Raw genomic sequence first — 12162 nt, 5'->3', positions numbered from 1 at the left:
CATCGACGGCCATAATCCCCAAGTACCGAGCGGCAACGGCCGCTCTCTCTATGGCGCGTTCAGGGCTTCTCGGGCCTGCTGCTGCCAGGGACCGGGAAGCGCGGCTGCTTGCTGCAGGGCCTTTTCGGCCTGCACGCCTTTCCCCATCTCGCGCTGCAGTAGTCCCAGGTTGAGCCAGGCGACGGCAAGCTCGGGGTCCTGCTCTAAGGCCTGTTCGAAGGCCTCGACGGCAGCCTGTCGATCCCCCGAGGTGTAACGGGCATTACCCAGCGCGAAATGACCCATGGCACTTTCCGGGTAGCGCGCCGTGAAGGCTTCCCAGGCGGGCAGCGCCGCCTGAGCCCCCTGCACGCGCTCGAAGTCGGCGATGGCGTCCAGCGCGGCCTGGGCGTCAGTAGCGGCAGGCAGCTCGCCCGGGGGCAGGGCGACGAAGGCCCAGCGATCGCTGCGGGCCCAGGTGGCATCGAAGCGCTTGAAGGACTCGATGCGTTCCGGCTCCATACCGCTGTGCAGGATCAGCGTCTCCTCATCCAGGTCGAAGCCGATGGCCACGGCGTAGTGCCACACCGGCCAGGCGGGCAGGGAGAGGTTCTGCATCACGACTACCGGATGGCCGGCGTCGATCTCGGTGAGCAGGGTGTCGAGGTTGCCGTCAATCCGGATTGGGATGCGGCCGTGGCGGCGCACGGTGCCCAGCATCTCGGGCTGCACGCTGCCCTCGCGTCCGGGGAGGAAGACCTGGGGAATCAGGGTGTCGACGTCAACGGGGACGCCAGAGGCGTTGAGCACCATGGCAAGCGAGGCGGGACCGCACTGGTAGTCGCGCTGCCCATGGAAGGGCGTGTCCTCGAGCATCGCCCGGCGGGGCAGCTCGCGCTCGGTGCTCTCGGCGAGCTGCGGCGTAGAGGCGCAGCCCGTCAGGATCAGGAGCAGCAGCACCAACGCAAGAACGCCCGCGGGGCGGGCGTTCCTGGTGGGCAGCTGCCTATCAAGGCAGTGCATCATCGGGGTCGTGCTCAACGAGTGAAGGGGAAGACGTTGGTCAGGCCGAGGATATCGGTGACCAGCAGGATCACGAAGACGGCGAACAGGGCACCGACCACGCTGGCACCAGCCGGCAGCTGCTCGAGTTGATCGGCCATCTGGGCGGCTTCCGCATCGGAGAGGGCGGCCACGCGGGCTTCCACTTCGGCGGGATCGACACCCTGGGCGACCAGTTGCTCCTGGACATCGTCACGGGCGAGGATCTCGTGGATCCGCTCTCGATCCCCCTGGGTACGCTCGGCGTTCAGGGCGTCCTGGGTGGTGACCAGGCCACTGCCCGGACTGGCCGGCGCGGCAGCCACCGGCAGGCTGCCCAGCACCAGGGCGGCGATCAGCAGCGGGCTGAGATAACGGCAGAGCTTCTTCATCATGTCGGTGTTCCTTCTTCTTGGGTTGGGCTTCCGGCTCCAGGCTTCGGCGTACCTGCTTCCTTGCAGGCCGCCGAAACAACGATGCCCACTCAGTATAGGATGAAATGATGTGAAATTTCATGCCCTTGTGGGAATCACCCCTGCACCGTGCGGAGTTGCTCTTGTGGGAGCGAACGGTAGCCTTGTGGGAGCGAAGCTTGCTTCGCGATCCGGCGTGAAGCGGCGGTGGGGTTGTTCTGGGCGCCTTGCGGCGCCATCGTCGAGGCGTCGAACCGGATCTGAAGTCGGAACGCCGAACCGTCGCTCCCACAATATATCGCCGGCATCGATCTTTTGTGGGAGCGAAGCTTGCTTTGCGATCCGTCGCGAAGCGGTGGTGGGGGTATCCTGGGCGCCTCGCGGCGCCATCGCGATCTAAAGATCGCCCCCACAAACTCGTGGTGCCAGTTCAGCCTATCCGATAAGAGGAGGGCAGTTCGGCGAGCAGGCCGCGACCGCCGGCCAGGGTCAGGGCCAGGTCATGGAGGCCATCCCACAACGGCACGCTGCTACCCCCCTTGATCGCCAGGTCCAGGCGCTGGGCGAAGAGCAGTAGCTTGTGCAGTCGCTTGAGCGGCAGCCGGGCAAGGGCCTGCTGGTAAGCGGGGCGGCGCTTCTCGAAGATCGGCGGCTTCTGGGCCTTGCAGGCATGCTCCAGGCTCTGGCCCTGGTCGAGGTGCTGCTGGAGGGAGAGCAGGATGCGAAGCTCCCGGGACAGGGCCCAGAGCACGATGGGCGCCTCGACCCCCTCGCCGCGCAGGCCGGCCATGATCCGCGTGACCCGGGCCCGCTCGCCCTTGAGGCAGGCGTCCATCAGGGTGAAGACGTCATAGCGGGCGCTGTCCTCCACGCCGCCGGCCACTTCCCGGGGGCCGACCCGCGCGCCCGCCGGCAGCGTCAGGGCCAGCTTCTGCAACTCCTGGTCGGCGGCGAGCAGGTTGCCTTCGGTGCGCTCGCCGAGAAGTCTTGCGGCATCGAGGTCCAGGGAGAGGCCGTGACGGGAGGCCCGGTCGCGCAGCCAGAAGCCCAGTCGTGAGGGATCCACCGGCCAGACCGGGACGAAGAGCCCGAGCTTGTCCAGGGCCTTGAACCAGGCGCTCTTCTGCTCGCGATAGTCCAGCTTGCCGGTGGAGAGCAGCAGGACATCGTCGCTGCCCTTGAGGGACTCGGCGTAGTCGCGAAGGGCCTTGGCGCCTTCCTGACCGGGCTTGCCACTGCTCAGGCGCACCTCGATGAGACGTCGCGTGGCGAACAGCGAGAGGCTGGCGGCCGCCTCGGTGAGGCGTCCCCAGGCGAAGTTGGCCTCCACGTGCAGGACCTCACGCTCATCGACCCCCGCCTGGCGAGCAGCGGCGCGAACGGCGTCGCAGGCTTCCATATGCTGCAGCGGTTCCTCGCCGGATACGATCACCACCGGGGGCAGCTTCCTGGCCAGCGCATCCTCGAGCTTGTCGGCGAATATCTTCACGACAGTACCTTCACGACAATACCTTCACGAAAGCCCCTTCACTGCGGATTCAACGCGCGCAGGCGGTCCATGAGCTGGCGCACGGCCTGGTCGCGCAGCCGCTCGCGCGTGGCCTCGCGCAGGTCATCCTGGGCCAGCAGCTCGTCATCGTTGACCGTCAGGCGCTCGCTGACTTCCAGGCGCTGCTGGTCGAGCAGGTAGGCACCGTCGGCGCGTCGCTGCACCGAGAAGGGCACCTCGAGCGTCATCTCCAGATCGCGGGGCCCACTGTCGAGCACGCTCAGTCGTCGTTCACGGAAGCTTTCCTGGCCCAGGTTGAGCATAAGGTCTGCTTGCTCATCGATGCGGGTCCCGGCACTCTCCAGGCGGCGGGCGACCTGACGGGCCAGGTCGCTGTCCGCACCCTCCAGGGCCAGGGCATCGATGGCCACTACCGGCTGGTCGAGGCCGCGCAGGCGAAAACCGCAGCCGGCCAGCGCCAGGGCGGCGCCGGCGGCGAGGCCGAGTTGCAGTAGGGTTCGGCGCTGCATGGGGCTCTCCGTGTCAGGGTGTGGCGTTCAGCCCACCACGATATTGACCAGCTTGCCGGGCACCACGATCACCTTGCGGATCGTCTTGCCATCGGTGTGGCGCTGCACGTTCTCGGCCGCCAGCGCCTGGGCCTCGATGTCGGCTTTTTCCGCGGCGGCCTCGACCTCGATGCGCGCGCGCAGCTTGCCATTGACCTGCACCACCAGCTCGATGGTGTCCCGCGCCAGGGCAGATTCATCGACCTGTGGCCAGCGGGCATCGATCGCCGGCTCGTCATGGCCCAGCGCCTGCCACAGCGTGTGGCAGGCGTGGGGCGTGATCGGCGCAAGCAGCAGCACGCAGGCTTCCACTGCCTCGCGGGCCACGGCCAGGCCCTGGGGCGAGGTGTCCTCGAACTTCGAGAGGGCGTTGGTCAGCTCCATGACGGCCGCGATGGCGGTGTTGAAGGTGGTGCGCCGGCCGATGTCGTCGCCGGCCTTCTTGATGGTCTCGTGGGTCTTGCGACGCAGCTCGCGCTGGGTGTCGTCGAGGGCATCGAGGTCGAGCGTGCCGGGCTCGCCGGCCGCGAGGTGCTCGCTGACCAGGCGCCACAGGCGCTTGAGGAAACGATGGGCCCCCTCGACGCCGGCGTCGGACCACTCCAGGGACTGCTCCGGCGGGGCGGCGAACATCATGAACAGCCGCACGGTGTCGGCACCGAAGCGGTCGATCATGGACTGCGGATCGACGCCGTTGTTCTTGGACTTGGACATCTTCTCGATGCCGCCCATCTCCACCGGCTGGCCGTCGCTTGCCAGCACGGCGCTGACCGGACGTCCCTTCTCGTCGCGCTTGACCTCGACATCGGCGGGGTTGAACCAGGCCTTGCCGCCGTTCTCGGTGGGGCGGTAGTAGGTCTCGGCGATCACCATCCCCTGGGTGAGCAGGCGCTGGAAAGGCTCGTCGCTCTTCACCAGCCCCAGGTCACGCATCAGCTTGGTGAAGAAGCGGGCGTAGAGCAGGTGCAGGATGGCGTGCTCGATGCCGCCGATGTAGAGGTCCACCGGCAGCCAGTAGTCGACCCGCTCGTCGAGCATCGCGTCCATGTTGTCGGCGCAGCAGAAGCGCGCGAAGTACCAGGAGGACTCCATGAAGGTGTCGAAGGTGTCGGTCTCGCGCGTCCAGCCGTCGCCGAGGTCATAGAATTCCGGCATGCGCTTGAGCGGCGAGCCGGTGGCGTCGACGGTGACCTCCATGGGCAGGGCCACCGGCAGCTCCTCGTCGGTGAGCGGCACGGTCTGGTCGTCGGGGCCGTACTTGACCGGGATCGGCGCACCCCAATAGCGCTGGCGAGCCACGCCCCAGTCGCGCAGGCGGAAATTGGTCTTCACCACGCCGCGGCCGAGTTCCTCGAGGCGCTTGGCGATGGCATCAAACGCCGCCTCGAAGGCCAGGCCGTCGAACTCGCCGGAATTGATCAGCACGCCGTAGTCGTCATGGGCGCCCTGGGAGAGGTCCGGCGCCTGGCCGTTCTCGTCGGCGATGACTGCCTCGATGGGCAGCCCGTACTTGGTGGCGAACTCCCAGTCGCGCTGGTCGTGGCCGGGCACGGCCATGACGGCCCCGGTGCCGAACTCCATGAGCACGAAGTTGGCCACGTAGACTGGGACCTCGCGGCCAGTGAGGGGATGCACGGCCAGGTGGCCGGTGGGCATGCCCTTCTTCTCGCGGGTGGCCAGCTCGGCCTCCGAAGTGCCACCGCGGGCACACTCGGCGCAGAAGTCGGCCAGCGCCGTGTTGCGCTCGGCGGCCTGCTTCGCCAGCGGATGGTCGGCGGCCACGGCCATGTAGGTGACGCCCATCAGGGTGTCGGGGCGCGTGGTGTAGACCGCGAGCGGCCCCTCGACGGCTTCGAGGCCGGAGCCCTCGGCGGGCTTGACGTCAAAGGTGAGTTCGACGCCGCGCGACTTGCCGATCCAGTTGCGCTGCATGGTCTTGACCTGCTCGGGCCAGTCGATGCGCTCCAGGTCGGCCAGCAGTTCCTCGGCGTAGTCGGTGATCTTGAGGAACCACAGCGGGATCTCCTTGCGCTCCACCAGGGCACCCGAGCGCCAGCCGCGGCCCTCGATCACCTGCTCGTTGGCCAGCACCGTCTGGTCCACCGGGTCCCAGTTGACGGTGGACATCTTCTTGTAGACCAGCCCCTTCTCCACCAGCTTGGTGAAAAACCACTGCTCCCAGCGGTAGTAGTCGACATCGCAGGTGGCGAACTCGCGGCTCCAGTCGTAGGCGAAGCCCAGGGCCTTGAGCTGGCGGCGCATGTAGTCGATGTTGTCGTAGGTCCACTTGGCCGGCGGTACCCGGTTCTGGATCGCGGCATTCTCCGCCGGCATGCCGAAGGCGTCCCAGCCCATGGGCTGCATGACGTTCTTGCCCTGCATGCGCTGGTAGCGGGAGACCACGTCGCCGATGGTGTAGTTGCGCACATGCCCCATGTGCAGCTTGCCGCTGGGGTAGGGGAACATCGACAGGCAGTAGAACTTCTCGCGGCTGGCGTCTTCCACCGCCTTGAAGCACTGGTTCTCGTCCCAGAACTGCTGGGCGTCGCGTTCGGTCTCGTGGGGCTTGTACTGTGCGTCCATCGCTCTCTTCGGGTACCTTGAAAGTCGAGCGCAGCGGCGTGGCGCTGCGCATGTCAGCGGCCCTTGTCCGGCGTCAAGATCTGGCGCCGTGGCGGCGCGAAACCATTGAATTTCCGGCGGGATGTCGTCTAAATGGCATTACTGGCTGGCCGCTAGGATACCCCAGCACAGCGCCCGGCGGCTACGGGGCAGGGCTGCCGGGCCCGCACGCCCCAATCGCGATTCGAGGAGAGCAGCATGAGCGAACACAAGGACCCGCACCACGAACACCGCCTTCGCGAGGGCTACGAGCGCATGCTCGACCGGCTGCGCGAGGGGGCCGACGAGCTCACCTGGGAGAACCTGCAGCAGGAGCTCGACGAGGCAGTGGAGTTCGAGGCCGAGCTGGAGGAGTTCACCAAGGACGAACTGTCGCTGCTGCGCGCCTGGGTCGAGCGCGACCTCAAGGAGATGCGTCGCTACCTCAATGCCGGCGGCGAGAGCGTGGCCACCTGGCTGGGCATCGATCTCTCCATGTTGTCACGCAAGGTGGTGGAGTCGCTGCTCTCCATCGCTGACCGCAGCGTGATCGAGCGCGAGCGGCTCGAGGATGACCTGGAGGCGTCCCGCGCCGACTACGTTGCCGGCGAGATGGCCGTGCCCGGGCGCATGGCATGCGTGCACTGCGATGCCATCGTCGAACTGGAAGGCGTGACCCGCATCGAGCCCTGTCACCAGTGTGGCCATCGCTACTTCGTGCGCGCACCGAAGGAGTAGGCTCTCCCCGCGATGGGGCAAATCCCCACCGCCGCTGCGCGGCGGATCGCGAAGCGAAGCTTCGCTCCCACAGGGCCGCAGTGCCGTTAGGGTATTGTGGGAGCGACATTCATGTCGCGATTAAGCGGGCAACAATCTCGACTTCAGATCGCGATGGCGCCGCCAGGCGCCCGAGACTCCCACCGTCGCTGCGCGACGCGAGCGATTGCTCCAGCAAGGTCGGCACCCCAGCGCTAGAGGCTTGCTTCCATCACCACAATGGCCCCCACCACCAGCAGCGTCATGATCGCGGCATAGCCGAGGTTCTGGCGCATCATCTGTGTCCCGCTGACGCCGTAGCGCCCCTGCAGCGAGAGGTTGATGCCGGAGAGGGGGCCGACGCTGGTGCCCACCGCCCAGGAAGCCAGGGCCACGAAGGCGAACAGGGTCTGCCGGCCGGCGTCCAGGTCGAGCATCGAGGCAAGCACCGAGACGCCGATGATGGGGTGCAGGCCGGCCACGGCACTGATGACGATGGCCAGGAAGCTGGTGACGGCCTCCAGGGGGCCGAAGTGGGCAAAGAGCGTCCAGGTGCTGCCCGTGGCGGCGCTGATGAAGCTCGAGAGCCCCTGGGTCAGCAGCCCCGCACAGAGGAACAGCGAGACCTCGCCGCGCATGGCCGGCAGCCGGGTAAGGGTGTGCTGGTGGACCCGCCGCAGAGTCCAGCGCGCTCCGCGGGGCAGGTTGGAGAGCAGCGCCACGCTTGGCAGCAGGAAGGTGATGATGCTGACGATGGAGAGCCTGGGCGTGACGAGGTAATGGAACAGCATTACCAGGGTCGCCATGCTCACCGGCATCAGCAGGCTGCGCGGCGAGAGCGAGAAGCCGGCGGTGTCGGCCAGCTCGAAGCGACGCGACAGCTCGCCGACCGTCAGCATGCCCGAGACCAGGGCCAGCGGCAGGCCGAAGGCGAGGATCGTGGCGTAGTGCATCGCCGGCGCCAGGGTCATCACCACCCCCATGGAGGCGAAGAAGGGTGACCAGAGCGCGGCGCTGGAGAGGCCACGGTTGAGCCCCAGAAGCTGCGGCGTGGAGAGCGGGCCGCGGCGTTCCAGGCGGTCGCCGACCATGAACACCGTGGAGAGATTCAGTATCGAGCCGAGCAGGTGCACGCCCAGCCAGGTGCCCAGCATGCCGCGGGCGCCGGTCAGGGCCTTGCCCGGGGGGCGCGACCGTCCACGCAGGTTGCCGATCAGGCCGATGAAGCTGACCCCGACCAGCATGGCGACCACGTAGGTATTGCCATCGAGGATGCCCGGCCAGTCGATCCTGGCGCCGTGCCAGGTGCGCGCCAACACCAGCAGCCCCAGGCCAAGGGCGGCGAGTATTCCCGCCTGGCGCCGGGTGCGCCGGGGGATGTCGACCCACAGCAGCGCCGTGGCCAGCCACAGGCAGTAGCCCACCGCATGCGGCAACGGGAACAGGTTCGTGAACTGCGCGACCTGCAGGACCAGGCCGGCCAGGAGCAGGCCACCGGCCAGGGCGTGGCGGGGGATCACGGGCGCCGCGGGGGTGTCTGACACGAATGGAGTTCCTTTGGCAAATACTAAGCAGTCTAAACAATTTGCCGTGAGGTTGTCCTGGGCGCCTGTCGGCGCCATCGTCGAGGCGTCGAACCGGATCTGAAGTCGGAGCGCCGAACCGTAGCTCCCACAGTCCTGATCCAGCTTCGGGTTCTTGTGGGAGCGAAGCTTTGCTTCGCGATCCGGCGCGAAGCGGCGGTAGGGTTGTCTCGGGCGCCTGTCGGCGCCATCGTCGAGGCGTCGAGCCGGATCTGAAGATCGCTCCCACGGTCCCGATCCCGCTTCGGGTTCTTGTGGGAGCGAACGGTTCGACGCCTCGACTTGCGTCGCGATCCGTCGCGAAGCGGCGGTGAGGTTGCAGTGCGATGGCGTGATGCGTCAGCCCCACGCCCTGGCCGCCGGCTCGCGGGCGGCGTCGAGCTGGGCCAGCATGGCCCGGGCAGGATTGGAGAGGGTACGGCTGCGATGCACCAGATAGCCCAGCGGACGATGGATAGGCGGGTGATCGACGTCCAGCTCGTGCAGGTCACCGGCCACCAGGCGCTCCGGCAGCAGGCTCCAGCCCAGGCCGATGGCGGTCATCATCTTCAGCGTCTCCAGGTAGTTGGTGGAGAGCGCCACTGGCAGCTCCAGCCCGGCCGAGGCGAAGCGTGACTCGACCAGACCACGCGTGAAGGTCAACGGACCGGGCAGTACCGCGTCGAAGGCGCACAGCTCCTGGAGGGCGAGGCGACCATGCCCGGCGAGAGGGTGGTCGTGGCCACAGACGAAGCACAGCCGGTCGATCCATACCGGTACCACCCGAAGCTGCGGGTCGGGCTGGGGGGCGAGCGTTACCACGGCGATCTCCAGCTCGCCCTCCAGCACCCCCTGGTAGGCCTGCTCGGAATCTAGGAAGTGCAGGTCGAGCCGCACCTCGGGGTGCTCGCGGGTATAGGCCTGGAGAAGCGGGGGCAGGCGGTGCAGGCCGATATGATGGCTGGTGGCCAGCGTCAGGCTGCCGGCGACGCTGCCCTCGAGGTTGCCGAGCGCCCGGCGGCTGTCGTCGACCATCACCAGGATCTGTCGCGCCCGGGGCAGCAGTACCCGACCGGCTTCGGTGAGGCTGACGCGCCGGCCGATACGGTCGAATAGCCGGGCATCGATCTGGCCCTCCAGCACGGCGATGCGCTTGCTGACCGCCGGTTGGGTCAGGTGCAGCTGTTCGGCGGCTCGGGAGAAGCTCCCGCTATCGGCCACGGCGAGAAAGGCCTGCAGGCTCTGCGTATCCATGGGCGGCTCCGTGGCGAGGTTTTCGAATTCCTGAAAGGAATCCAATCCATAAATAACATGAATTGATTTTATGGGCGAGGGGCGGGAAACTTGTTTCCAAGCGGCCAAGCGGCCAAGCGGCCAAGCGGCCAAGCGGCCAAGCGGCCAAGCGGCCAAGCGCCAAAAGGCACGATCAATAGTCGCTGCATGGTCGAGCGGCTTAGGGGGCAGACCGGAAAGGAGGTCCTATGCCAGGGATGGCATCGGTAGCGTACAGGGAAGTATTCACAGCGCCTCCTTGGAGGTCTGCCCCCGGTAAAGCCGCGGTGGTGGCGCAATTCCGAGACCGGATATGACATCAAGGGCCTTCGAGCCCGGGAGAAACGATATGGCAGGCCAGACACTCTACGACAAGCTGTGGTCACAGCACCTCGTCAAGGAGCGTGGTGACGGTACCGCGCTGATCTACATCGACCGCCAGCTGCTCCACGAGGTGACCTCGCCCCAGGCCTTCGAGGGGCTGCGCCTGGCGGGACGCAGGCCGTGGCGGATCGATGCCAACCTGGCCACCCCGGACCATAACGTGCCCACCACGCTCAAGGAGCGCGCCGAGGGCAACGCCGGCATCAAGGACCCGGTGTCGCTGATCCAGGTGCAGACCCTCGACGATAATTGCGTCGAGTTCGGCATCGAGGAGTACAAGATCAACGACCCGCGCCAGGGCATCGTCCACGTGGTGGGCCCGGAGCAGGGCGCGACCTTGCCAGGGATGACCGTGGTGTGCGGCGACTCCCATACCGCCACCCACGGCGCCTTCGCGGCCCTGGCGCACGGCATCGGCACCTCCGAGGTGGAGCACGTGCTCGCCACCCAGTGCCTGCTGGCCCAGAAGATGAAGAACATGCAGGTGCGCGTCGAGGGCGAGCTCGGTACCGGCGTCACCGCCAAGGACATCGTGCTGGCGATCATCGGCCGTATCGGCACCGCCGGCGGTACCGGCTATGCCATCGAGTTCGCCGGCAGCGCCATCCGCGAGCTTTCCATGGAAGGCCGGATGACCGTCTGCAACATGGCCATCGAGGCGGGGGCAAGGGTCGGGCTGATCGCCGTGGACGATACCACCATCGACTACCTGCGCGACCGTCACTACGCCCCGACGGGCGAGCAGTGGGACGCCGCGGTGGCCGATTGGCGCAACCTGGTCTCCGATGCCGACGCCGCCTTCGACAAGGTGGTGACTTTGGATGCCGCCGAGATCGAGCCGCAGGTCTCTTGGGGCACCAGTCCCGAGATGGTCACCGGCATCTCAGGAGAGGTCCCGGATCCGGCCGAGGCCGGCGACGAGACCATGCAGCGTGGCTACACCCGTGCCCTCGAGTACATGGGGCTGGCAGCGAAGCAGAAGATCACCGATATCCGCCTCGACAAGGTGTTCATCGGCTCCTGCACCAACTCGCGCATCGAGGACCTGCGCGAGGCGGCCAAGGTGGCGCGCGGCAAGAAGGTGGCCGATTCCATCAAGCTGGCCATGGTGGTGCCGGGCTCCGGCCTGGTGAAGCGCCAGGCCGAGGCGGAGGGCCTCGACAAGGTGTTCATCGAGGCGGGCTTCGAATGGCGCGAGCCGGGCTGTTCCATGTGCCTGGCCATGAATGCCGACAAGTTGGGTGCCGGCGAGCACTGCGCCTCCACCTCCAACCGCAACTTCGAGGGTCGACAGGGTTTCGGTGGGCGCACCCACCTGGTCAGCCCGGCGATGGCGGCGGCCGCGGCCATCGCTGGCCACTTCGTGGATGTCAGGCAGCTTGCCGCCAATGACGATGCCCAGGCAGAGGAGGCCTGAATCATGAAGAAGTTCGAACGCACCGAAGGCCTCGTCGCACCGCTCGATCGGGCCAACGTCGACACCGACCTGATCATTCCCAAGCAGTTCTTGAAGTCGATCAAGCGCACCGGCTTCGGCGTCAACCTCTTCGACGAGCTGCGCTACCTCGACGAGGGTCAGCCCGGGCAGGATGTCTCGCAGCGCCCGAAGAACCCTGACTTCGTGCTCAACCAGCCGCGCTATGAGGGCGCCAGCGTGCTGCTGACGCGTCGCAACTTCGGTTGCGGCAGCTCGCGCGAGCACGCGCCCTGGGCCCTGGAGGACTTCGGCTTCCGCGTGGTGATCGCGCCGAGCTTTGCCGACATCTTCTACAACAACGCCTTCAAGAACGGCCTGCTGCTGGTGACCCTGCCCGAGGAGACCGTGGACCGCCTTTTCGCCGAGGTCGAGGCGAACGAGGGCTACCGGCTCGACGTGGACCTGGAGAACCAGCGGGTGATCACGCCCTCCGGCGAGATCCTCGAGTTCGAGGTGGACGAGTTCCGCAAGCACTGCCTGCTGGAAGGCCTGGATGACATCGGGCTTACACTGAAGGACGAAGACGCCATCCGCGAATTCGAGGAGAAGCATCGCGCCGCGCGGCCCTGGCTGTTCCGCGATTCCGCTCAGGCTTGACACCCTCTCACAACCTTGCCGC

At 67.0% G+C, this 12162-nt stretch carries 10 protein-coding genes; 3 read left to right on the top strand and 7 right to left on the bottom strand.

Features of this window, described 5'->3' with window-relative positions; genetic code table 11:
* Nucleotides 1-48 precede the first annotated feature (48 nt).
* The 5 genes from P8934_RS11080 to leuS form a co-directional block, all read right to left on the bottom strand.
* Entirely contained in the window at nt 49-939 is an 891-nt protein-coding gene (locus P8934_RS11080; RefSeq protein ID WP_347403463.1) for a PA2778 family cysteine peptidase, read from the bottom strand.
* A 77-nt stretch (nt 940-1016) separates the two neighbouring features.
* On the bottom strand, nt 1017-1412 hold the full coding sequence (locus P8934_RS11075; RefSeq protein ID WP_278034029.1) for a PA2779 family protein: 396 nt from the start codon (nt 1410-1412) through the stop codon (nt 1017-1019).
* A 451-nt stretch (nt 1413-1863) separates the two neighbouring features.
* On the bottom strand, nt 1864-2922 hold the full coding sequence (gene holA / locus P8934_RS11070) for a DNA polymerase III subunit delta (protein ID WP_278031079.1): 1059 nt from the start codon (nt 2920-2922) through the stop codon (nt 1864-1866).
* Nucleotides 2923-2960: 38 nt separating this feature from the next.
* The gene (lptE, locus tag P8934_RS11065) at nt 2961-3452 is read right to left on the bottom strand and encodes an LPS assembly lipoprotein LptE (protein WP_278031078.1); all 492 of its coding nucleotides are present in this window, start codon (nt 3450-3452) and stop codon (nt 2961-2963) included.
* 27 nt (nt 3453-3479) lie between these two features.
* Nucleotides 3480-6074, bottom strand: a complete 2595-nt coding sequence (gene leuS, locus P8934_RS11060) for a leucine--tRNA ligase (RefSeq protein WP_278031077.1) — start codon at nt 6072-6074, stop codon at nt 3480-3482.
* Nucleotides 6075-6311: 237 nt separating this feature from the next.
* Here leuS and P8934_RS11055 point away from each other — a divergent pair, with 237 nt between their 5' ends.
* Nucleotides 6312-6830, top strand: coding sequence for a zinc ribbon-containing protein (locus P8934_RS11055; RefSeq protein ID WP_278031076.1), 519 nt, complete (start codon nt 6312-6314; stop codon nt 6828-6830).
* A 233-nt stretch (nt 6831-7063) separates the two neighbouring features.
* Here the strand turns inward: P8934_RS11055 and P8934_RS11050 are convergent, their stop codons facing one another.
* Together P8934_RS11050 and P8934_RS11045 are read right to left on the bottom strand one after the other, a co-directional pair.
* The gene (locus P8934_RS11050; protein ID WP_278031075.1) at nt 7064-8392 is read right to left on the bottom strand and encodes a hypothetical protein; all 1329 of its coding nucleotides are present in this window, start codon (nt 8390-8392) and stop codon (nt 7064-7066) included.
* A 378-nt stretch (nt 8393-8770) separates the two neighbouring features.
* A complete protein-coding gene (locus tag P8934_RS11045) occupies nt 8771-9664 on the bottom strand; it encodes a LysR family transcriptional regulator (RefSeq protein WP_278031074.1) in 894 nt (297 codons plus the stop codon).
* 367 nt (nt 9665-10031) lie between these two features.
* Between P8934_RS11045 and leuC the strand changes: the two genes are divergently transcribed.
* A complete protein-coding gene (leuC, locus tag P8934_RS11040; RefSeq protein ID WP_278031073.1) occupies nt 10032-11483 on the top strand; it encodes a 3-isopropylmalate dehydratase large subunit in 1452 nt (483 codons plus the stop codon).
* Between the two features lie 3 nt (nt 11484-11486).
* Nucleotides 11487-12140, top strand: a complete 654-nt coding sequence (gene leuD, locus P8934_RS11035; protein ID WP_278031072.1) for a 3-isopropylmalate dehydratase small subunit — start codon at nt 11487-11489, stop codon at nt 12138-12140.
* Nucleotides 12141-12162: the final 22 nt, after the last annotated feature.

The organism is Halomonas sp. CKK8, assembly GCF_029625235.1.
Lineage (GTDB): Bacteria > Pseudomonadota > Gammaproteobacteria > Pseudomonadales > Halomonadaceae > Halomonas > Halomonas ventosae.
Note: the sequence above shows the minus strand (reverse complement) of the source record. Positions and strands in the feature narration are given on the sequence as shown.